This window comes from Bacteroides sp. AM54-2NS (genome assembly GCF_003602935.1).
GTDB classification, from domain to species: Bacteria; Bacteroidota; Bacteroidia; order Bacteroidales; family Bacteroidaceae; genus Bacteroides; species Bacteroides xylanisolvens.
This window is the reverse complement of sequence record NZ_QTMZ01000014.1, coordinates 72,401-97,623: the sequence shown is the minus strand read 5'-3', so window position 1 is coordinate 97,623 and position 25,223 is coordinate 72,401. Positions and strand designations below refer to the sequence as shown.

General features: G+C 42.8%; 9 protein-coding genes and 3 pseudogenes. All 12 read right to left on the bottom strand.

Going from position 1 to position 25,223, the window contains the following annotated elements; all coding sequences use genetic code 11:
* Positions 1-11 precede the first annotated feature (11 nt).
* The 12 genes and pseudogenes from DXA05_RS10865 to DXA05_RS10810 all read right to left on the bottom strand — a co-directional run bounded on the left by DXA05_RS10865 (position 12) and on the right by DXA05_RS10810 (position 25,216).
* Positions 12-3,044 carry a SusC/RagA family TonB-linked outer membrane protein gene (locus DXA05_RS10865; protein WP_128859166.1) on the bottom strand — a complete coding sequence of 1,011 codons (3,033 nt, stop codon included), beginning with the start codon at positions 3,042-3,044 and terminating at the stop codon, positions 12-14.
* A 12-nt stretch (positions 3,045-3,056) separates the two neighbouring features.
* Positions 3,057-4,894, bottom strand: a pseudogene (locus tag DXA05_RS10860) (RagB/SusD family nutrient uptake outer membrane protein).
* 19 nt (positions 4,895-4,913) lie between these two features.
* Positions 4,914-8,153: a TonB-dependent receptor gene (locus tag DXA05_RS10855; RefSeq protein ID WP_008776109.1), complete on the bottom strand. Its 3,240-nt coding sequence runs from the start codon at positions 8,151-8,153 to the stop codon at positions 4,914-4,916.
* A gap of 28 nt (positions 8,154-8,181) precedes the next feature.
* Positions 8,182-9,930 carry a hypothetical protein gene (locus DXA05_RS10850; RefSeq protein ID WP_128859165.1) on the bottom strand — a complete coding sequence of 583 codons (1,749 nt, stop codon included), beginning with the start codon at positions 9,928-9,930 and terminating at the stop codon, positions 8,182-8,184.
* 37 nt (positions 9,931-9,967) lie between these two features.
* Positions 9,968-13,474, bottom strand: a pseudogene (locus tag DXA05_RS28355) (alpha-galactosidase).
* Positions 13,471-15,569 (bottom strand): annotated as a pseudogene (locus DXA05_RS10840) (glycoside hydrolase family 36 protein). Before DXA05_RS10840 ends, DXA05_RS28355 begins: the two co-directional pseudogenes overlap by 4 nt.
* Before the next feature lie 12 nt (positions 15,570-15,581).
* On the bottom strand, positions 15,582-16,736 hold the full coding sequence (locus DXA05_RS10835) for an MFS transporter (RefSeq protein WP_004310370.1): 1,155 nt from the start codon (positions 16,734-16,736) through the stop codon (positions 15,582-15,584).
* Between the two features lie 136 nt (positions 16,737-16,872).
* Positions 16,873-18,474, bottom strand: coding sequence for a hypothetical protein (locus DXA05_RS10830; protein WP_008641751.1), 1,602 nt, complete (start codon positions 18,472-18,474; stop codon positions 16,873-16,875).
* Positions 18,475-18,496: 22 nt separating this feature from the next.
* Positions 18,497-19,075, bottom strand: a complete 579-nt coding sequence (locus DXA05_RS10825; protein ID WP_004310374.1) for an SIS domain-containing protein — start codon at positions 19,073-19,075, stop codon at positions 18,497-18,499.
* Between the two features lie 5 nt (positions 19,076-19,080).
* Positions 19,081-20,049, bottom strand: a complete 969-nt coding sequence (locus tag DXA05_RS10820; protein ID WP_128859164.1) for an ROK family protein — start codon at positions 20,047-20,049, stop codon at positions 19,081-19,083.
* 5 nt (positions 20,050-20,054) lie between these two features.
* Positions 20,055-22,457, bottom strand: a complete 2,403-nt coding sequence (locus DXA05_RS10815; protein ID WP_128859163.1) for a sugar-binding domain-containing protein — start codon at positions 22,455-22,457, stop codon at positions 20,055-20,057.
* Positions 22,458-22,579: 122 nt separating this feature from the next.
* Positions 22,580-25,216: a family 78 glycoside hydrolase catalytic domain gene (locus tag DXA05_RS10810; protein WP_128859162.1), complete on the bottom strand. Its 2,637-nt coding sequence runs from the start codon at positions 25,214-25,216 to the stop codon at positions 22,580-22,582.
* Positions 25,217-25,223 lie beyond the last annotated feature (7 nt).

The following is a 25,223-nucleotide window of genomic DNA, read 5'->3' as shown; positions in this document are numbered from 1 at the left end:
AACTTCAGTCTTTAGAAATTCAGGTTAAGTCCTATGTTAAATGTTCTGTAAATGGGGTATACAGAGTAGGAATATTGTTCCGGGTCCAGATTATCGAACTTGAGAGATGAGGTGGTCAACAAATTGGCTCCGCTGATATAGAATCTCATTTTCTCCAGTTTCAGCTTACTGCTCCAACGTTTAGGAAGTGTATAACCTAATACTACATTCTTCAATCTCATATAGTTATTTTTGGAATAGAAGAATTCATTCGATTGGAGACTTGAAGAGCTTCCTGTGGTCAAAGCCGGATAGCTGATTTTTTCATTTGCCGCATAGCGATCTGCTGTCCAGGCATTACGGTGCAGGTCTGTGTACACTCCTTGGTAAGCATTATCGAAGATACCGCATCCACTGTAATAGGCTGCTGTACCTGATACACCTTGTAACTGAACATACAAGTCAAAGTTTTTGTATTCCAGTTGAATAGAACCACCATAAGAAAGTGTAGGTAGTGTCTGGGCTTTGTCCATCGGTGCCTGGTCACGCTCATCTATATTTCCGTCGTTATTTAAGTCTTTGTAAATGAAATCACCTGGGCGCGGAGAAGCACCAGAGAATCGCAGACCGCTTTTATCTATTTCCTCCTGGCTATTATAGTAGCCGTTTCCGTTGGAATAGTCAATCAGATATCCGAACTGTTGTCCTGCAGAATAGCCGGTTTTACGATATGGATAGTAATATCCGCTGGCGGTACGGTTCAACTCTTTTATGTCAGTTACTTCATTTTTATTGTATCCCATATTCCCTCTGATAGTCATTCTTAATCCATATTTCAGATTCTTGATATAAGATAGTTCAAGATCAAATCCTTTGTTGTTCATCTTACCCAGATTTTCAAATGGCAGATTTTCACTGGCGATACCTTGTGCAGAAGATACACTGTTATTTTGGATAGCCATTTGGGTCTGTTTCACGTTCCAATAATCAAATGTGATACCTAGTGAGTTGAATAAGGTAACATCTATTCCGTAATTTTGCTGGAAAGATTCTTCATAATGGATATACGGATTACCTTGCATACCTTCTACAGTATGAAAGCCATAGTAGTTGCTTAGTAAGTAACCTGCATCTTTATAACGTACATCTGTAGCATACAGGAAACGGGTGTCAGATATCTGGTCATTGCCCAGCCAGCCGGCAGATGCGCGTATTTTGAGGAAGGACAACCAATCTGTGTCTTTCAGGAAACTTTCGTTGGATACCACCCAAGCGACAGATACTGTCGGGAAGAATTTAAAACGGTTACCCGGTTTGAACTGTTCTGTGCCATCATAGGTAAAGTCTCCCTGTATATAGTACCGTGAATCATAGCCGTATTTCACATGTCCCATTAATGACAAACGATCGTATGGGAGATCACCGTTTTTCATCATATTCTCATTGAAATAGCTGACAAATGCATCTACTTCATGTTTGCCTCCAAAAATACGATTATAGTTGATGAACCCTTGGAAGTTGATAAAGTAGCGCATATTAGCGGTCTTACTTAAACTTAGAGGAAGAGTGGTGTGAGTACCGAAAAGTCCGCTGCCATTGGCTGCATAACGTGCGTAGTCAGTAGAACCATAGATTGTTCCGTGATAGTTTGCTTCATAACCTACTATTCCTTTTACGCTCAATCCTTTAGTCAGGAATCCCAGATCCAGATTCATTCCATAAGCGACGTTCAGATTGATACCTGTTTGATGGCTATATCCGGAGCGGTTGATAAGTCCGTAAGTAGGATATTCATTGTATTCTGCAGTAATCACTTTTCCGTCTTCGGTGATAGGTCCAGGTACGGTGGGGGCCATCTGATAGATCGAATTCATGATATCTCCTGTCCCGTTGTATCCTTGATTTATCCGGTCGATAGTGACATTTGTGTTAAGGAAACAGTTTAGATAACGATGCAGAGTGACGTCCACATTAGCTAAAATGTTGAAGCGATGCAATTTGAGTGCAGGATTATAATTATCATTCTTCTCTGCATCAATCAGGCTGTTTTGGTGAAGATAACCGGCATTAACAAGGTATTTAACCCGGTTGTTACCTCCGCTGATATTTACGTTGTAACGTTGCATACTGGCTGCATCATTCATGAAAGTGTCATACCAGTCGTGTCCCGGCATAGTTCCATCTGTAAACCCGGCTATTTCATATAAAGAATAGAGTGGAGTGCCACCGTCATTGAGTAAGGCCTGGTTACGCATTTGTGCGTATTCACCGGTACTTACTATTTTAGGACGCTGGGTAGCCTGTTGTATGGAGAAGTCCATGTTCACATTTACTTTAGTACGTCCTATTTCGCCTCTTTTTGTAGTAATAAGAATTACTCCGGAAGAAGCTCGCGGACCATATAATGCTTTAGCTGCGGCATCTTTCAGAATACTGACAGATTCTACAGTGTTGGCATCGAGTGTATTCATATCGAATAATGGAGCCGGAATTCCATCGAGTACAACCAAAGGTGAATTACCGTTTATGGAATTCAGACCACGTATATACATCGTTGTTGCATCATCGGCTGGTGTGCTGGTGGATTGGATAGAAGTCAATCCTGCCAAGCGTCCGGTCAGCGTAGCTGAAAATCCGCTATTAGGTGTTTTAACTAACTCTTCTCCCTGAACGGTAGAGATTGCTCCTGTATAACCTCCTTTTCTCTCTTTCTGCAGCATGGCTACTTCGAGAGATGTATCCTGACCGGCGATGTCTGATATCAGACAAAACTCTACCGGTTTATTCAGAGTGAATTTCATTGTCTGGTTCCGATATCCCGGAATCTTACAAATGACCATACTGGCTCCCGACGGAATCTCCATGATGAATTTTCCGTCTTTATCACTGCTTGTGGTGTATTCGGGATTGTCCGGGACAGAAATGATTGCGCCGTCTAAAGGTTCGTTGCTCTCATTCCGCACCACACCGGATATAACTTCTTGCACTTGTGCCCGGCATACTTCATTGCCTGTGAACAGGCATACGATGCACAAAAGTGTGATTATTCTGTTTTTCATATACATTCTGTTTTATGATTACCATCCTGCATTTTGCCACGTCTGTCCTGTCGTGCCTTCCAATACGGCTGCTTCATTGGCAGGGATAGGATATACGTGCCATTTCTTTTCATAACTCATTTTGCTCGGTTTGCTGCCGTCTGTTCCTAGATTGATTCTTTCATAAGAGAATGAGTTTCCATTTTTGGTGATTCTCATACCTGTGGTAAACTTCTCATTTTCCATATTCTCATTGGCGGGTGTCCAACGGCGGATATCGAAATATCTGTCTTCTTCACAAGCCAGCTCTATCTGGCGTTCGTGGCGTACCAATAAACGAGCTTCGTTCTTGTCGTTTGTCGACAGATCAACCGAAGGATCAAAACCTGCGCGATGACGGATTTCATTGATCCATTCCAGGCCTCGGTAAGGTGTCCGCTTTCAATAGCGGCTTCGGCGGCATTCAGATAAATTTTGCCTAATCGGTAAAAACGGAAACGGCCATCATATCCAGCCACTCCGGCTGCCTTACAGTTACCGTTTACCATTCTTTTTCTCCAATAATAACCGGTACGTGTATTCGTATTTCCACTTGTACGGATTTCGCTATTTCCTCCCACGTACGTTTCTACTACTGCCGGTTCCTTTCCTAACAGCACAGGACTGTTATTATAAAAAATTGTAGCCTGGAAACGAGGATCACGTCCCTTATAAGGGTTGGCTGGGTCATAACCGCTATTAGGGTTATAATTAGGTGACAGATGCTTCTCATCGTTATAAGGTTTCGATAAATCCAGTACAGGCTTTCCTGTTGCTAGCATATCATAGGCGTCTACTAATTCTTGGGAAGGAACAATAGTTAATTGAGCGTTTCCCAATACCGGAGCTCCGATAACGTCATACAAAGGATTGGTGTATGGGTCGGGCCAATAGCCTTCGGTACTTTGCCAGATTGTTTCTTTATCACTGGGATCTGTTCCGATATAGTTATTGAGCGTAAAGTACTCCATATAAGCATTGTTATAGTACTTTTCAGTATCCGCACATTTAGTATACAATTCATATCCATTGGCTTTCAGCTGTTCCAGACAGTCTTTGTTGATTGTGTAAGCCCATTCCCAAAGATCTTTGCCGCCATTGTTGTAAGTGCTGGCTGCGAATAGACATGCTTCGGAACGGATAGCCATTGCGATACCTTTGGTCATTCTGATCTTCTCGTTGAGTGTTGTCAGTCGCCAAGGGAGGTTGCTGGATTGCAAAGCTATTTCGCAATCATCTACAATGAATCGGGCACAGTCTTCGAAAGTAGGACGTGATAGAGTTGAATAATCATAGTCTAAACCGTATGGCTCTTTCTCAATAGGCACAGGACCATACCATTTCAGTAACTCCATATAGAAATAAGCACGGAGTACATGAGCCTCTGCTACCCAACGGTCACGGTCGCTTTCTCTTGGTATGGCGGCGGTGGCTGCCCGTTGGAGGAATGTGTTGATAATACGGATTTGCCCCCAGTATAACTGCCAGTATCCTCCTTCTGAGTAGGTGTCACCCATATCTCTGCGAACGTCGAGATAGAAGTCGGTGGTGGTACAGTTGCCGGATGCGGCATGTGCAAAGCCGGCACCGGAACCATCCGTGCAATCCCACGCTTCATCACTAAGTGCTACGGGATAGTTGCTCCAGAAATGATATCGTAAACTCTTTTTAGGCAGATAGTCAAAGCAAGTACTGAAATAAGCTTTAGTCAGATCGGGATCTTGGAATACTTCGTCCAGTGATAATCTTCCGTCGGGAGCTACATCCAACGCTTCATTACAAGAACTGAATGTGAGCAAGGAAGCAAACATGCATATATAAATCAATCTTTTTTTCATATCGGTTTTGTTTTAGCCGTTAAAATGTAATATTTAAACCTACATTGTACGTACGCATTGTTGGATAGGCTGCCGGACTGTTTTGTTCGGGATCGAAGCTGTCAGTCTTCAGGTGAGTCCATGTATACAAGTTGTTACCACTTAAATAGAAACGTACATTGGAAGCACCGATTTTCTTGCTGATGCTTTCCGGTAATGTATATCCTACTTCTGCATTTTTCAGACGTATATATGAGGCATCCATGATAAAGAAGTCGTTGGGCTGCAAGCTCGGGCCGCCACTGCTGGACAGACGAGGATACGTAATCTTTTCGTGATTATTATAGCGTTCTTCGCTCCAACGTTCCATGTGCATCTTGTAAAAGTTGCCGCTGCTTTCATAAATACCGGCTCCTGAATAAGTCTTGCTGTATTGGCCTACTCCCTGCAACATGATAGAAACATCGAATCCTTTCCAGTTGGCAGATAAAGAGAAACCGTAGTTGATGCGAGGCAATAGGGAGGAATAGCCAATGGGAGCCTTGTCACGGTCATTGATGACACCGTCTCCGTTGAGATCTTTATAAATAAAGTCTCCGGGTTCCGGTGTTCCTACACCTTCATAAGTCAGTCCGCTCTTGGCAATACTCTCGTCGCTATAGAAGAATCCTGTGCCGTCACGCCCTTTTTCAGGATCATAGCTGTGGTCGATGATATATCCCCAGTTTTGTCCTAATGAGAAGCCGGTGGTGCGGGTGCGATAAGCATAATCCTTACCTAATAGTGGCTCGTCATATTCCAATACTTTGTTTTTGGCATAACTGAAGTTTGCATTAGCAGAAACAGATAGCCCGTTTTTGAATTGTTTCTGATATCCGAGGACCATTTCGAATCCCTGATTCTTTACTTCACCATCGTTCATCAGTGGAAGAGCGGATGAGGGAAGACCTTGAATCATAGGAGTAGTCTGCGGGATAATCAGAATATTTTTTCTTTTTTCAACAAAGTAGTCAAATGAGAAGGAAAGATCATGATACAAGGATATGTCTATACCATAATTCTGTTTTTCAGCTGTTTCCCATGTGATGCTTTTGTTTCCTATGTAGTTTTCGGCTATCTTGTAACCTTGTCCCCAACCGGAACCATTGGAAGCATATCCCAAGCTTGGGGATAACCAATGATCTCCTTTACTGTCGGTGACTACGGAATATTGACTGATATTATCCAGATAAAGGAAACGGGCTGAACCGAAGGCGTCGTTACCAACTTTTCCCCAAGAAGCTCTTAACTTCAGATTGGTCAAAACCGGATTATCCTGAAGGAAGCCCTCATTAGTAATCAGCCAACCGAAAGAGGCAGCCGGGAAGAGACCAAATCGTTTGTCCGGTGAAAATTGTTCAGAGCCGTTATAACCTACGTTGACCTCTGCAAAATAACGTCTGTCATAGTCATAAGTTGCACGTCCGGCAATACCGATGACGTTGTAAGGAAGCAGTAGGTCACCGGATGTTTCTTTGGATTCTTTGATGTCCCGTTGAGCTAGAAACATAGCAGTGACATTATGCTTTCCGGCGAAGGTCTGGTTATAGTTGATTTGTCCCTGTAAGTTCATAACCCAATAAGATTCGGAAGACTTTGTGAGTTCAATCGGGCCGTCTTCGTCCTCCAGGCTAGGATGGCGATTGATAAACAAATGCTCTCCTGAAGCTAATGTCTGATACGTATACCAGGTATAGGAACGTTTTCCGATTGTTTTCCCAAATCCTTTGGAGTCGAAAGATACCTGGCCTTTGACAGAGAGCCCTTTAGTGATAAATCCCAAATCTATTTCTACTCCTCCGATAACATTGATTCCCGATCTGGTTTCCAGTTGATAGCCCGAACGGTTGATTAGCGGATATGCACTCAATGAATTGTTGGCGGGATCTTCTACGGATAATCCGGCACCAATAGGGAAAGTACGTATAGCATCAGTAGCGTATGCACCTTCCGGGGTGAGATACATGGAAGTAGGGCGTGAGGTCAAAGCGCTGTTGAATACACTTGACATACTTGCGGAAGTTCCGTTGATCCGTTCCAGATAAGAGGAAGCGTTTAAGTTAATCTTTACCGACTTATTGACTTTGTAGTCGATATTTGAGCGGAAGTTGTAGCGGTCTAATGAAGACTGGGCATTGTATCCCAACCTGGATTTAGGTTCTACGTTGAACATACCTCCCTGATGCAGATAGCCTGCACTTACAAAGTATTGAAGTTTGTCCGAACCTCCCGAAACGTTCATGTTGGCTCTGGTCATGGGAGCATAATCTCTGAACAAGATATCTTGCCAGTTATTATTCGGATAAAAATCCGGGTCTACAGGATTACCTGTTTTCCATGAGTCGAACTTATCAATGTCCGGCCCGAGGAATTCAGCGGAATTTCCGTCGTTCACGAGTGCTTCATTGCGAAGTCTGACCCAGTCCCATGAATCCAGACGTTCGGGCTTGAAAGCGATTTCCTGCATGCTGAATTCTACATTGGCACTGATACGGGCAGTTCCTTTTTCACCTCTACGAGTGGTAATCATTATCACTCCGTTGGCACCACGTACTCCGAATACTGCTGTTGCGGAAGCATCTTTCAATACGGAGATATTAGCAATCTCGTTCGGGTCGATAGATCGCATATCGTCTACAGCTACTCCATCTACCATAATTAATGGGTTTGTTCCGTTTGTAGTGGCAGCACCACGCAGGAACATGGTGACTTCGTCACGTCCCGGTTCACCGGAGGTCTGGATAGTTGTCAATCCTGGGAGTTTTCCGGATAAAGCGGAACTTAGGTTGGGCGATGAGGATTTCATCAAATCTTTTCGATCAATGGAAGCTACGGAACCGATGACAGAAACCTTTTTCTGGGTACCGTAAGCTACCACTACAACTTCCTCCAGGTTCGCTACGTCCGGATGCATGATGATACGCATGTCTTTTTTAGCAGGAATGTCCTGCTTTTGATAACCTACATAACTGATTTCCAGTATAGCGTTGGGGGCAACCGATAAAGAGAAACGACCGTCTATGTCTGTAATAGTACCATTCGTTGCTGCTCCTTTTTCTATGACGGAAGCTCCGATCAGGCTTTCACCGGACTCGTCTACGACGACTCCAGAGGCTGTTATTTTAGACTGTTGCTGTGTCAGGGTAGCATCTCCGATATCCGATGCATTTCCTGTAACGGGAATACAGATTCCCAACCCAAGCAGCAGGCACATTTTGTATAGCCAATAACTTTTTTTCATAACTATAACGTTTAAGATTGTTTTCTGTCTAATTAAATGAACTCAACATTTTATCCTTGTCGTATCCTATGTATTCATAGCGTTCTATCCGGACACCTTGATTCTTTGCGGTAATACATGGGCTTGTGCCATTCCATGGGCTATCCATCCACCATTCTTCTACTAGTAGCTTCCTTTGAGTTGAAGAGCTGTCGGTAAATGAGAACTGAACTTTTGAGGCATCTACAGCTCCACCGGAGTAACCTAGTACGGAATAAGTACCTGCCAGATTACGCAGATCAACATAAGTGAGCGGACAACCGGATGCATTTAGTGATGTGATGGATTTGCACCGGTTTATATCCAGATATGCTAATCCCGGATTGTTGCTCACATCTATAGAGGTTATCATATACTGATCGCCAGAAATGAATTTGGTTAATCCTGCATTCTTGGCACTGAAAGTCTGAATTCCTTTCTCATCTACCGGACCTGCCGTGTAGCTGGTACTGATTGCGTATTTACTAAGATCGATTTCTCCCAGATTATTTCCATCCAGAATGAGGTTTTTGTATCCGCAGAAGTATTGTAGTCCTTCCAGATTAGTGATTCCCTTATTGCTAAGATCAAGGGTCGTGTTATTCCTGAAGTATTCAGTATTCAGAGCAGCCACTGTCAGAACTTTATCTCCATCGAATACATCCGGAACCAATGCTTTGAGTGCGTTTCGCAGATTGATATCAGGAATTTCTCCGTACTTTTTCATTGTCTTCTGATATTTTCCGTAACTGTAATAATAGTTGTTGTTTCCATCGGGATAGTCGTGCATCCAGTCGTACCCTTCCACTGTCACTCCATTATTGATGGCATCTACGATAGAACCGCTATTGCTGTAGTATGAGTCCATCCACCAGGATTCCATTTTCAGGAGTCGTTCTTTACTTGCGTCATCGCTGAAAGTAAATTTGAAGTCTGTGCTGTTGTAGTTCAGACATCCGCCATAGATACTTTGGTAATTGCGTACATCCAGATATACCAGTTTACAGTTTAGAGCAGAGAACTTCTCAATGTTATAACAATAATACAGGTCGACAGATTCTAGTTTGGTACTTCCATCTATGTTGAGAGATACCAATGTCGTGTTCGGCTGTTCCGAAGTGGCTAGTTCCAGTTTGGTCAGACCAGTGTTTTGTGCAGTCAGTTCAGACAGTCTGGATAGTACTTCTGCAGGAATTTCACTGATATCATTATTGTTGCAGAGCAGTTTCCGAATGTTGCTGAAATATTCGAGTCCCTCCAGAGAAGTGATATTTTTATCGCTGATATTTAGTGTGCCATCAGTGAAAGTGACATATTTAGCACTGGAAGATATCTTTTCTCCTTTAAATATATCAGGGAAAAGAGCAGACAAGGCATTACGCAGGTTTTCGTCGGGCATAACTCCAACAGTACTGTTGATGACGCCTAATGTTCGCATTTTGCTACCGCGTACCAATACAAGTCCATAAGAATCTTTGGTGGCCGTAGAGGGGTAAAGTACCGTGATATGATCGGATTGTACTTCTCTGGTTTCCATGTAGATGGGCTGTTCGGTTCCTCCTGAAAGGGGAGAAAGAGCCAGTACATCACAGTCGATAAAGCCATTTCCCTGAATGGTAATCTCTGTGCCCAGGGATTCTTCCGAAATATCCGGAAGCACTACATTGGTTACTCCTAGGTCTGTGCCTAACTTTTCGTCTTCACATCCCAAAAGGAATACCATTCCAAGCATTAATAAAATGTAGAAATGTGTTTTCATAAATACTATTTGTTTAATGAATAAATAGAGTACATAGTTATTCTTGTTTTAAGACGATCACAGAATGAGCCGGAAGTAAACATAGAATTTTATCGTTCACTTTGAGAGGCTGGGCGTCCGGAGCCAACATTTGGTCTGTGGTAGGTAAACCGTCTTTGATATAACGGTAAACCTGATAATTCCCTTTGGTTTGCGTATGTTGGTTGATGAGGCTTATTGCTTTCTCCTGGTCCATTCCATTGGCGAAAACATATACCCATTTGCCATTTGTGTTTCGAACAGCAGTTCCTGCATACCATTCTTCCGGTGTTGCTATCGGATAGATTTCAGCTCCCGGGCGTATGAAACGTGTCAACAGAGAATAGGCATAGTACTGTGGGCGTACCTCGTAATCACTTTTGATATCGTTGTAGTATGGTTCCGAAGCGTATGTTTTCTTTACATACTTCCATAAACCCAGTTGCTGCATTGCTCCGTAGTCTGCATCCTTACCATAGTATTGGTCTATCAGGCTCCAATAGCTAACACCGCTTGCTCCTGCATTGAGTAGATTGATGGCTATGCGTGTCATGAGTACTCCTCGTTCATACAAGTCGATATCTTTTTGTCTGGTGGCACCTACGCATTGATTACCTCCGAATTCACCGATGAAATGGGCTTTTCCAACTGAAGAGGCCAATTGAGAGTTTTGTTTTTCCCAATCCAGAATTGTGGAGTTCGGAGTTTCGTAGCCGAAGATATAGGTGTGGGAGTTGAATACGTCAGCAACGTTCGCCAGTCCTTTCGTGCAGGCTGCCAGATATTTATGCGTTCCTGTACCTCCGTCTGAATTGTCAGAAAGGCTGAAATGTACTTTATTTCTTATTCCATCCTCTTTGAAACGTCTGTCGAGTACTTTACACATTTCAATATAGTCGGCGGTGGGAGCAGCTTTACCTTTGATGATATATGACCAATCTGGTTCGTTGATCGGAGTAATCTCTTTGACGCACGTGTATTTTTTGTTGTTGAGCAGGTGTTGTACAAGTGCGGAAAAGTTCTCGCTCCATTCTTCATAGTTAGTCGGGGCTACTACCCAGTTACCATAATTCCCTTCGGCCAGGAAATGTCCCGGAGGGGCTCCCCAAAGTACAAGGGTGACTTCCATTTTCTGTTCTTGTGCCATATCCAATACTTTGTAGAGTGATTGCATTTCTACAGAGTTGAAAGTGAAATTATGCCAGTCGATTTTGGATGCATCCGGATTGTCATTCTTTGGCTCATACCATTGTGGCATCACCATCACCCGTAAGCTTTGCAGTCCCATTTCTTTGACACGTTTCACAACGATGCGATCCCAGTCTTCAGCTTTAGCTCCATCATTGCGGGTCACATTTTGTGAGAGAAAGTGGGGATCTAGTTCTGCACCTATAGCACGGAGCTTTACACCGGTTTTCTTTCCTACAGAAAGTTTCTGTATGGCAGTTGTTGAACTTTGGTATTTGATTATCAGACTACTTTGCGGGTTATCCAGTGTCAGCGTGAAGCCGTTAGCCAGTTCTTTACCGGTTTTCTTTATAGCTTCTCCTGTATCTTTATTGGTGAGTATATAAGTGTGGTCAGGGTGTAGCCTGATAAATTGACAGTATAGCTCTTGTCCGGATTGTCTTTGCGGCGGAAAGCTACGATGTATCCGCTGTCATCCGACGGACGATAAAGTTGGTATGCTAGCCAGATATTTTCCGAAGTAATGTTGTTTATTCCACTCAACGGATAGTAATCTTCATAGAAATAGGGGCGGAGTTCTTTGAACTCTGCCTGGCGGTCGCGCATATCATAGATGGATTGTCCGGCTTCGGTTATTTTCCAGTTGTAGATAATAGAGGTTCCGAGGCTGGAACGGAAAGTGAATTTATCGGCACTCACAGTTCCTGTACCATGCAGGGGAAGGTATAAGTTCAATCCGTAAGTATGGCATTGATAGCCGATTGGTTCTCCATAACTGTAATCTGTTCTCCACATCGGTGCACTGCGTGAGATACTTTCGAGGTCAATACGGCGTCCGCCACTGGCACAATTATCAACCAGCAAGCCCGGAAAGCGGTTCAGCAGATATTCCCAGAAAGAATAAAGTCCTTCAATGTATCGGATTTCGCAGATACCTTGTCTGCCAGGTTCATCATTGGCAGCCCAGAAACCTTCCGGCTCTATATTGAAATCCTGGCGGTAGTAGTCTATGCCATTTTCTTCGAGGAAGTCTCCGATATATTTACTCATCCATCGACATGCCTCCGGATTTCCGAGATTGATAGATAAGAGTCGTGCTCACCATCTTTTGTCCAGTCTTCCTGTTTGGCTTTTCCTCTGGCATCCAACATCCATTGAGGGTGTTGCAGTGCCCAAGCTGAGCCTTTCATAACACGCTCCGGTTCAAACCATACCATGAACTTGGAACCAACTCTATGCACTTCGTCGGCGATGGGGCGTAATCCTTCGGGGAAACGAATAGAGTCGACGGTCCAGTTTCCTACGGTGTTCGCCCAATTCTTATGATTGGCTACATCTGCAGAGTGATTGTACCATCCGGCATCCAGCCAGAATACTTCGGGTACTAATTTGAATTGTTCATACCGTTTCACCATAGCAATGGCATAATCTGTAGTCAGGCAGGTATATTCATTACAGGGAGTAGGATCACCGTAGTTGAAACTGGTCGATATTGGATATACGGTCGGTTTACCACCTACTTTCCAAGTGTGGTGGGCTTGCACGAAACGGCGGAACTGGTTGTGTCCTTTCATCCGGTCGGAACCGTTCCAGAATGACAGGCATACACTGGAAGTGCGGATGCTCTCTTCCGGATACAGATAGGTTTTCAAACGTTCAATTCCGGAGGTAAGCGCTACGCTTTGCTGGTCTGCACAGCGCACATCGGCAAACCAGGTTCCTGTCCATCCGATGGCTACGATAACTCCTTGATTAGCCGGAGATTCAATATTGAAGAATGGCATACGCATTTGTGAAGAGCGTCCACCTTCCGGTCTCATATAAAGATTATCACCCGGAGACAAGATTGTAAGTTGCTGGCTGAAATCTGATTTGGATGCATGGCTGCCTTCGGAATGATGAGGTTGAATGCTCCCGGATGCTGGTAGCGGAATGTGATATCAGACACTTTTATGTTGGCAATCTCCGGCGTATTTTTCTTTCCCTGGTTGGTGAAACGGAGTACCCATTCCACCGTATTGAAGTCGGTAAAGCCTTTCACTTCACATTCGACTTTTAATCCTCCGGATGGTTCACGATAAGTATAAAGGTATTTCAGAACCTTGGGATCGTCACTTTTCTGACGCGTAGCCGTATAAGACCAGCTTTTGATAAATTCCTGTGAAGGTTTACCTCCATATTCGAAAGAGAAAGGAGGGACCACACCGCGGGCAAAGTGGGTGGTTATCCATTGGCTGGTGTTTACCGGGCGGTCGCTCATGCGGGCTACCGTCTGTCCTGTTCCATTATGAGGGAACAGAAGCAGAATGAATAGATAATATAGTATTCTTTTTTTCATTCTTTATTCGGTTTTTCGTTGGTAACTTTATATTTTAGTAATAAGGAACTATGTGGCTTTTCGAGGATCAGTGGCAACTGACTGGTCAGTTCTTTTCCCTGATAGATTTTGCTCTGTCGGCTATCCATGTCTGTCACTGTATAGTATTTTTCCGGATCCACTCCTGAAAGTCTGACGGTGATTTTTTTGTCTTTGGAGGCGGTTCTGCGGAAAGCAACGATAATACCACTGTCGTCCGACGGACGATGCATTTGATAGGCTAGCCAGATATTATCCCGCGTCATGTCTTCTGTACCCGTCAGTGGTAATAATCTTCGTAATAGTAAGGTCTGATTTCGTGGAATTCTTTCAGACAACGTTGCATTTCGTAAACGGAGGCATTTTTATCGGTTATTTTCCAGTTATAAATCAAAGCTGTGCTGACGCTTGAGCGGAAAGAATACGGATCGGTCTGTAAACTACCTGTTCCATGTAAAGGTAGGAAGAAATTCAGGCCATACGTGTGACATTGGTAGCCGTCCGGATCGTCGTAATGATAATAATCACTCCTCCATAGTGGTGCGCTTCGGCCGATTGTTTCCCAGTCAATACGTCGTCCCCCACTGGCACAGTTGTCTATGAGCAGGTTCGGGAATCGGCTCAGCAGATAATCCCAGAAGTAGTATAGTCCTTCGATGTGTCGTATCTCTTTCATTCCTGTACGTCCGGGCTCATCGTTGGCTGCCCAGTAGATATCCGGCTGCATATTGAAATCCTGACGGTAATAGTCTATGCCGTTTTCTTCGAGCATATCGCCTATATATTTACTCATCCAGTGGCAGGCTTCCGGATTTCCCAGATCGAACAGTAGGTAGGTGTCATTGTTGTGTTCGGGAATGTCGAGCATCCAGTCGGGGTGTTCTACTGCCCATTGGGTACCACGGATGACACGCTCGGGTTCGAACCAGACCATGAATTTAGCTCCTACTTTGTGTATTTCGTCGGCTACAGGACGAAGTCCTTTGGGGAAGCGCAATGTATCTACAGTCCAGTTACCGGCTGTGTTGGCCCAGGTCTTGCCATGTTCGAAGTCTGCAGCATCGGTGTTCCATCCGGCATCCAGCCAGAATACTTCGGGTTTCAATCCGAACTGTATGTAACGTTTCACCATGGCAATGGCATAATCGGCTGTCAGGCATGAGTATTCCGTACAAGGTGCGGGGTCCCGATAGTTGAATCCGCTGGAAAGAGGATATTCGGCAAATTTTCCGTTGATTTTCCGTGACTTGTGTGCCAGGACAAAACGGCGGAATTTATTGTGTCCTGCCATCCGGTCGATATTTTCCCAAAACATCAGACTGATACTTGGGGTACGAATTGTTTCCTGTGGACGTAAGTATAATTTCATGGTTTTCATTCCCGAAGCCATGGATATTGTACGATTATCTTGTGCGCATACATCTGCATACCAGGTGCCCGACCAGCCTACTCCTAATATGACTCCCTGTCCGGCAGGTGATTCAATGTTGAAGAAAGGAAGATAGTCCCCTTCTGAAGAGCGTCCTCCTTGTGGAGACATCTGTTTGGTTTCACCCGTTGCCAGAGTAACCGAACGTGGATGGAAATCATATTTGGAGATATGGTTTCCGTCTGCATAGTGTAACTTGAATTCTCCTTTAGAAGCGTATTGCATGGCAAGGTCCACTACTTTCACTTGTTCCAGAGTGGGAGAGTTGCTCGTACCTTTGTTGGTGAAGTTCAATACCCATTCGGCAGCCTGATAACTGGGGTAGCCTTTTACGGTACATTCTACTTTCAGTCCGTTGGTAGGATTGTAGTAGGTAAAGAGATACTTTATCACATCCGCTTCTTCGGATTCTATCTTTTGCTGGGAATAGTCCCATTGGCGGATAAATTCTGCGGAAGGTTTCCCGTCACATATAAACGAGAACGGAGGTGTTTTTCCTTTAGCGAATTGTTTCTGAATCCATTTTTCGATTTCAGGAATGTGTTTGGAGATTTTAGCCGTCGTCTGACCCACGGCTATGATGCTCCACACACTCATAATCAGTAATGAGAACAGGAATTTCGATTCGATTTTCTTGAAATGTTTCATTAGAATATAGGTTTATGTGGTTTTTATTTTTCTCATTATTCCGATCAGATAGCACCATACAATGGCAAGTACTATGATTGCAGATAACTGACTGTGGAATGAATCGGTAATTACTCCTAAAATAGGCGGGAGGACGGCACCGCCAGATACACCGACGATAAGAAGTGCAGATACTTCGTTCGCTTTCTCGGGAACACGTTTCAAAGACAGAGAGAAGATGATGGAAAACAGATTGGCATATCCTATCCCGAAAACTGCTACACATCCGAGGATAAACCAGAGATTAGTGCTAATGGTCATCAGTATCAATCCTGCGAGAGCTATCCAGACGCTATAAATATAGAATTTACTTTCTGAATATTTCATCAGTAGGATACCACCCAAAAAGGCTCCTACAGTGCGGGCGAAGAAATACACACTATTTCCCATTCCTGCATCTGTCAGTGGTAGATCACAACGTTCCATCAGGAATTTAGGGAAAGTCATATTGATACCTACGTCTACACCTACCAGCACGAGAATACCGATAAAGAAAGCAAGAATGTATTTGTCTTTGAATAATTCAAGAGTGACTTTGAAAGAAATGTTCTTCCGTTCCTGTTGTTTTTCTTGTATAGGGGTAAGCCATAGCCATATCAAAGCGAGCAGTGACAGTCCGGCATAAATGGGGAATATCATTTTCCATCCGAAAAAACTACCAGTCACCCAAGCTGCCAGGATAGGACCCAGGAATGAACTGACTGCTTTGACAAATTGTCCTAGGGTTAATGTACCTGTCAACTTATCGTTTGCAACGACATCCGTTACTAATGGATTGAGTGAAACTTGCAATAGAGTGTTACCGATACCTATCAAGGCAAATGCGATTAATATGGCGGTAAAGTCGTATGCAACGAGTGGAAGGCACATGGCTAATACATGGAATGCGAAGCTAAGTAGTACGGTTTTCTTGCGTCCGATGCGATTCATTAACATTCCGGTGGGAATAGAAAGCACCAGGAACCACAAGAAACAGGATAGAGAGATGAGATTAACCATCGTATCGGTGAGATGGCTGAAATCATTCTTCACATAGCTCGTGGTTATTCCGACAATGTCAACAAATCCCATAACGAAGAATCCGAACATGACGGAGAGCATTTTTACTATGGATATTTCTTTTTTCATTCGTGTACTTTTGATGATAAATTACTTGGTTGGTGGGCATATATATCCAGCACGGTGGATATATATGGCTAACATGGTGAATATATATGCCCAATACGGTGTATATATATCCCCACTAAATGGGGTGTATATACTTCTATTTTTGTACTAATACCCTGATTGATGAACGAGATAATTTAAGTTTTAGGTTATTCTCTTGCGTGTTGACCGTTTCTGTTGATTCTATAAGATTATCACCTTCCGGTAGGCGTCCTTCCATATATTTGTAGACATTGTATTCTCCATTGGCACCTTCTTTATCATTTTCCAACTGTATCATCTTGTCTTTGTCTGTAGCGTTGGAAAGTACATACGTCCATTTTCCCTCTGTGTTGAGAAAAGCACTTCCGGCTATCAACTCGTCGCCGAGATCCAATGGATATACTTCGTCGCCCTGGCGGACAAAACGTGTCAACAGACTATATGCATAGTATTGAGGACGTACCTCGTAGTCTTCCTTGATTTTGGAATATACATCTGGGTCTTCGGTATAAGCGGATTTTAGATATTTCCATAAACCGAGTTGCTGCATTTCCGAATAGGAGGCATTGCGGTTATAATATTGATCGATCAGACTCCAGTAGCTTACTCCGCAAGCACCGGCATTCAGATAGTTCAGAGCAACGCGGATTATCTGTACCCCTCGCGTATACGTGTCTATACCATATTGACGGGCACTTCCGTATCCAGGAAAACCGAATTCTCCAACAAAATGTCTTTTACCTCCTGCAGAAGCTATATTTTGACGTTCCCAATTTACGAGAGTCGAATTAGGGGTGTTGTAGTCAAACTTGTATACATGAGAGTTATACAGGTCGGCTTCATCGTTTGTGAAAGCGGAAACACAGGCAGCGATATATCCGGGTGTACCGTCTGTATTGTCAGAAAGGTTGAAGTGTACCTTACTGCGTATTCCATCTGCTTTAAACTTGGCATCCAGTGCTTTCACCATGGGGGCGTAGGTGTCCTGCCAACCCATGGTTTCAAAATCACCTTGCCACATGATGCGGCCGTAACCTGCTATATGACTGTCAGGTTCATTGAATGGAGTAATTTGATTGATACAGGTATAATGCTTTTCTTCAATCAGGTATTTCACCATTGTGGAGAAGTTTTCAGCAAATTCTTCATAGTTATCTATACCGGCAATCCAACCCGGATTAACGTTATAACTTCGTGCATCACACAAGAAATGCTTTTGACCATTGTTAATGCCTGATAGTAAGTCGATATTGGTAATGGCTCCCCATACGACTAATGTCACTCCGATATTATTCTCCTGGGCCAGATCCAATACTTTGTATACAGATTGCATTTCTTCCGAATCAAAAGTGAATTTGCTCATATCCGCGACATTAGGATCGTTGTTGTCATTGGAGGGTTCCCACCATTGTGGCTGCATCATGATTCGGAATTGTTGTACTTTCATTTTCTTTACCCGTTGTACAACTATATTTTCCCAATCTTCAGCCTTTGAACCATCATTGCGGGTGATGTTTTGTGAGAAGAAGTGTGGATCCATCTCGACACCGATAGCATGAACCGGAGTTCCTGTTGAATTCCCTACTGCAACAGGATAATAGTTGCAAGCCGGGCAATCGTCATATTTGTTATAATCATCCGAGCAGGCGGACATTCCCCAAAGTGTGCAAACAATACTCAATAGAGTTTTACTGATATGTGTCATTTTCATTGCCATATTGATTAAATTTAGTAGGTTATTATTCAAAGCCTAATTCTGCCTCAATTGCCTGAATCAGAATGTGGATAACTTTGATGTGAATTTCTTGTATTCTGTCGGAATGTGCTGCTCGTGGCGCGCAGACTGCAATGTCTGCCAGTCGTGACAGTTCATTCTCTCCTTTTGAAGTCAGCGCTATCACTTTCATTCCATTGTTGTGTGCTTGTACGGCAGCTTTCAGTATGTTCTCGGAATGTCCGCTTGTGCTGATGGCCAATAATACATCTCCCTTACATCCCATAGCTTCTACATAGCGGGAGAAGATCTCGTTGAACGAAAAATCATTTCCCACACAGGTCATGTAAGCCGGGTCATTGATTGCAATTGCCGGTAGCGGGATGCGGTTGTTGCGGTAACGTCCGGTTAGTTCTTCTGCAAAGTGGGTGGCGTCACATAAAGAACCTCCATTACCACAGCTGATAATCTTATTTCCGGCTTTTAATGCTTCGGCGCAGGTAGAGGCTGCCTGTGAAATAATCCCGACTGTTGTTGTTTCCTCAAGAAAGCTCTCCAACGTTTGCCGAGCCTCTTCCAGTGTTGTTTCAATAAGCTCTTTCATAATAGTTAATCGGTTAAGTTAGCGGCTACAGAAAGAGCTGCATAATCTCCTATCTGCTCTCCCAAGGCGGCTGGTTTCACTTTACATACTCTGTTTGCACAGGATAATGCTTCCTGATCGATTATCTTTTGCATGATGGGTTCCATCATATTTTTATTCCGGGTATAGATGCCACCTATCACAATGACTTCCGGATTCAAGATATCGATCACCATGGATAATCCTTTTCCCAGATAAATAGCAGACGTCTCATATATGCTTTGGGCTAATTTATCACCTTTGGCAGCTTCTTCAGCCACTTTTCGGGCAGTAAGCTGATCTAGTTCCTGTAAGGTACACCATTCAACTTTCTGTCCGGTCTGCAATTTCTCCATCACATACATTTTGGAGAGTTGAGCAATACCTCCACCGCTGGCAAATCCCTCAAAAGAGCCCTTTTTACCGTAACCTATCGGACCGAAATCCGACAGGCGGATATGTCCCAGTTCTCCGGCATTGTCATTGGTGCCCGTATACAGTTTGCCATTTAATATTAATCCTGCTCCCAGTCCCGTACCGAATGTGAGAAAGACCATATTCTTAGTTCCTTTTCCTGCTCCGAACTTCCATTCGGCTAAAGCACAGGCATTGGCATCATTGTGTAGATTGGTTTTAATGCCCGTCTTTTTTTCCACCATTGCCACAATGGGGATGTTGTCCCATCCCGGCAGGTTAGGGGGTGACATGACAATACCTGTTTCACTGTTGAGGGGACCTCCGCAACAGATTCCAATCGCTTTTGTGTTAGTGGGGGTTAGTTGATGGAGTTGCATCATCTTTTCGGTCTCACAGAGGATTTTTGCTATTGTTTCGTCGACTGTTGTCGTGTCAAACTTCTTTTTGTCGATGATATGTAGCTCGTCGTTCTCTTTGATACCGTAGATGATGGCACATTTGGTGCCTCCTACGTCAATTCCTAACATGTTCTCTTTCATAAGTATTATTTTTTAGCGTATAATCCTGTTTTTTGTAACAATCGCTTGTATTCTTTCAGGCTGAAAGGAGCTTTACCATAGAGGTAGTGGTTCATGAATTTCTGATTACCGATTTGGTATTGAATCAGATAGATTCCCTGACCGCTTTCTTCCGGTAGTGAGGCAATTTTGACCTTTTCATTAGCTGGGATACGGAAGGTGCCTTCGTAGATTTTGCGACCGGAGGAGGCGTCGGTTACTGTTACATTTCCACTTTGTGTACTGCGTGTATCATTGGTTCCTATCAGTGGGTAATTTCCGTCTTCTGCATCATTAATCAGTACACAAACGTCTTGCTGAACATTCTTGATGAAATAATATGCCATCTTCTTTGAATTGTAATAGTCAACAATTGCATCAGAGATCACTGGCCATCCATCCCGCAGGTTCCACCAGATAATACCAGTCTTGTCGTCAAACTTCTTTCCACGCCACATTTCTATGAAATATTTCATAGCTTCTGCCTGTACGGATTGAGAAGCGAATATAAAATCATCCAGTTTGGAGGGAACTTCACCAAAAAGTAAACGTACCTGATTAATCATAAGATTATTGCGATCGAATGTCTTTCCCCATTCTGGGAATCTACGAACAGATTTGGTAACCCATTCATCATTCCATTCATGATTTTTTGTCCAGGGATATACGGCATCTTTCGTCATCATTTTCTGGAGACTTTCTAAATTAGGGCAGCCGTGATAGCCGATTTCACTGACAAAGCAGCAGGTAGCATCCGTATAGAATTTGTCTTTGTAATATCCTCTGGGACCCCATAAATGGTTTTCTGGTAAATATTGGTCAGCACTTCCTCTTTCATATACCGCTTGGCTGTAGTAAGGAGAGCTGGGAAGATAAGGGCGAGTAGGGTCAAACTCATAAATAACTGCCGGAAGGACCTTGCGGCTAACTACATCCTGATTTGGATTAATATTAAATGGTTGCAAAGACCAGCGCAGTGCACAATCGTCTTCATTATTTCCTGACCATAAAACGAGTGATGGATGATTGCGTAACTTGCATACAACGGAAATGGCCTCTTCTTCCAATGCTTGTGTAAATGAGCTGCGTTGAGGATAGAAAGTGCATCCCATCGTAAAATCCTGCCATACCATAATGCCGTTTTCATCGCATAAATCAAAGAAATGATGATCTTCATACACGTTGCCACCCCAACAACGTATCATATTGCAGTTTAATTCTACAGCCATGCGGATAGATTCGTCTACGAAAGAATGATCCCGGCTATGGAGTGCATCCATGGGTACCCAATTGGTTCCGTGAATAAAAATAGGTTCTCCATTGACTATGAAACAGAATTTACCCGGATGATCCGGTGGGAGGTTGATGTCTGTAATGTCTAGTTGAATCGTGCGGAGGCCTACCCGTTTATTATCTGTTGATAAAATAGTGCCGTCAGAATCTACTAACTCTACTTTTGCATCATATAAAGCCGGTTCTCCATATCCTCTTGGCCACCATAAATCAGCATTCTTGATTTCCATTATATATCGGAATGCTGGGGAAACGACAACAGAGCTTCCTTTATATATTTCTTTCCCATGGCGACTTAGTGTATATACGGCTTTCACTTTGTCGAACTTTTCGAAAGGTAGTTTTACTTGTACATCAGTATACAAACGTACATTTCTGGTAGCAGTGTCTACATTGGCGACCATATAGTGAACATCTGTGAGACGTGCCGGATTCAATACGCGTAATTCTACATCTCTCCACAAACCTGCACTGACTAATCGTGGCAGAATGTCCCATCCATAGGTGTGCGGAGCTTTTCTGATGAATACGGATTCTTCAGACGGGAAGTTTCCAATACTGAATGTCCCTAACAGATGTTTTTGTCCTTCAATAACAGATGAACGGAGTATCACTTGGAGTTGATTGCTTTCTCCTGCTTTTATTTCTTTAGTTACATCAAAAGCATGTTCAATCATCATATTTTCTGCTTTGCCAATGTGTTTTCCATTCAGCCATATATCGGCCAGACAGTCTATTCCGGCAAAGAAGAGTTGATATTGTTGTCCTGGTTTTAGTTGTGGCGCTACGAATGATTTGGAATAACACCATTGATAGCCTTCCCATTTGCGTAATTCATTTACATTACTGCCAATCATCGGATCTTTAATTAAGTTGGCAGCCATTAGGTCTAGTTCTACATTACCGGGGACTTGGGCTGATAGATGTTTCACTTCAGCTAGTTGCATGTCCTTGGGCGAAGTTATAGGTTCTTCAGGTTGCATCCAATAAGAGAGTTCCCATGTTCCATTTAAGGAGATGGAACTACCGGAATCGGCAAAAACACCACTTGTACAAGTGAGAAATATCAAAAATAGCAGTGTACTGATTTTATTCATTGTTAATAGATTTGATTGATGGTGTGACAAAGTAACTAGTGTTATATTTTTATAGTATTACATAACGGTCTCATTTTTGCTTCTTTATATATCTATATTAAACCTCCTTTCTTTTGTTTCAATTAAAATGTGAGTTGATGTTTTCCTGACCTTAAATCTATCTTTTTACCATTATATTCTACTGTCGCATTCGTATTGACTGGGATCGTGACTTTGAGAATCACTTGTTCTCCTTTACGTTCCCATTCAGAACGAATGATTCCGTTTACAGATTTATATTCTGCTTTTACCCAGTCAAGACCTTTTACGAAATGAGGTTGGATAAGAATATGTTTGAATCCGGGTTTCTGTTCATCATAATTAATGCCTGCCAATACATTGTACATCCATGCATTAATGTCTCCAAGAAACATGTGATTTATAGAGGCATCTCTAAATTCAGGTGAAAGTATCCATGTTTCTGCCAGTGTAGTGAAACCTTGTTTTATCCAGTTACCCCAAGATGGAGCTTCTTCTTGTGCGGCCATCTGATATGCCAAGTCAGCATATCCATATTTGGAAAGCATCCGCAGGACTGTTTTACTGCCTAAAACTCCAAAATCGAGCAGGTTTTTATTGGCTTTTATCATCGTAGAAAGATTATCTGCAACCTGCTGTTCGTATTCTTTAGGAACGATTCCAAGGTATAAGGCAACTCCTTGTGCTGCTTGCGAACCATTGGCATAAATAGCTTTGGATGTGTCGAAGTATTTGTGATTGATAAGTAATTTCAATTCTTCTGCTTTCTTAGCATAACTACTACCGTCTTTTCCTATGAGTTCTGCAAATTTAGCCATATACAGATTGTCTAAATAGTAATAGCAGGTAGTGGTGAATTCTGTAGGGGTTTGTGTTTTATGGAATACCCAGTCACCAATTCCGTAAGTTACGGTTCCTTCCGCGTCCTCGCGTCCTGCGAGGTAGGCAAGGTATTTAGTACATACAGGCCATAGTTTTTCGATGCTTCTTGTATCTCCATAGTAGTGGTAAATTGCCATTGGCACGATAAACATGGCAGCATCCCATACAGGACCTATCCAGTCATCATAGCCCCATCCGGAACTAGGAATGATTCCCGATATACGTCCTTCTTCATTTTGATTATCAATCATATCATCGAGCCATTTTTCATAGAAAGTAATACCATCGAAGTTTAATAATCCTAAATCCATTGTTATGTGTGCATCGGCAGTCCATCCATTTTTCTCTCGTTGGGGACAGTCAGTCGGGATACTCATCAGATTTGATAAATATGATTGATTAGCAGCTTTCCATATTTTATTTAATAGTTCATTTGAACAACTGAATTTACCAACAGGAGGAACAGCCGTATGTATGAATTGAGCGGTTAAGCTCTCTTTAGTAAGTTTTACAGGACGATCTGAACGAACTTCTACATATTGAAATCCATGATATGTAAAATCTGGAGTGAATGTACCTTGTTTTCCGTCCAATATATAAGTGTCTGTTTGAAAAGCGAGGCCAGGTAATGGTTTGTAGTAAATATCTAAGTTGCGCATTTCCAAGCGTCCGTTATCTTTTAGCAATTCGCCGTGTTGCATACTGACTTTAGTGCCTTTCTTGCCATTGATAGAAAGAGTACAGACCCCTGACATATTAACTCCAAAATCGTATACATAGACTGTATCACCAAAAGAACGCATATTGATTGGAGTGATAAATTGTTCCGTTTCAATAGCAGGCATGTTTTGTGATACTAGTAGGGGAGAAGGGGCAGCCACCTGAATTGCATTTGTCCATTTAGAGTCATCAAAACCCGGTTTGTCCCATCCAGCAATTGCAAGACATGCATCATAGGTATCACCACTATAAATATTGTTTTGTATATAAGGACCGATACTCGTTTTCCAAGTAGAATCTGAATGGATGGTTTGCTTTTCTCCATTTTTATATAATATCTCCATTTCGCAGATCATTCTTGGGCGGTTACGCCAGCGGGCTTGCTCATAGCTCCATGTTGCTACAGGGGCCGATTCGTTGTAGAATCCGTTCCCAAGTATTGCAGATAGTACGTTCTCTCCTTTGAGCAGTTGTGAAGTGACGTCGTATGTGTTATACAGATTTCTTTTATCATAATGAGTAAAACCCGGATTGAGATGTGATGATGTTATTGATTTACCATTTAATGTCATTTTATAATATGCAGCGGCACTTACATATAATCTTGCTTGTTGTATATCATCTTGAGCGATAAACGACTTGCGCAACATGGGCGCTGGCGTATAATCTTTATCATGATTATCAGTAATCCATACTCCTGTCCAGTCACTTTGGTTGAGTTGAGCTGTTTCAAAACTGGATATAGGAGAGATAATCTTATGTTCCTTTGTTTTATCCCATGCTATTACTTGCCAGTAATAACGAGTTCTGGATTTCAATTTTTCTGATCCTTGATAGGTCGCATGAGGAGTGTCAGAGTAAATAGTGTCAGATTGCCAGCTATTATCGGATGAGTTTCTCAAATCTTGTTCCCGGGTGGCGATATATAGCTGATAGCTGTCTTGAGAAAACTCTGTTGCATCTTCATTATTGGTTGTGTAATTCCAAGTAAAACGCGGTGCTGGTGAATCAATGCCAATTGGAGAAATTTGATATTCACATCGCATATTTTCAATATCAATGTTGTTACTGCTGCATGCCCATACTAGAAGTCCTAATAGAGCCAGCATGTATTTTTCATTTTTAATTTGGAACTTCATAATTCTG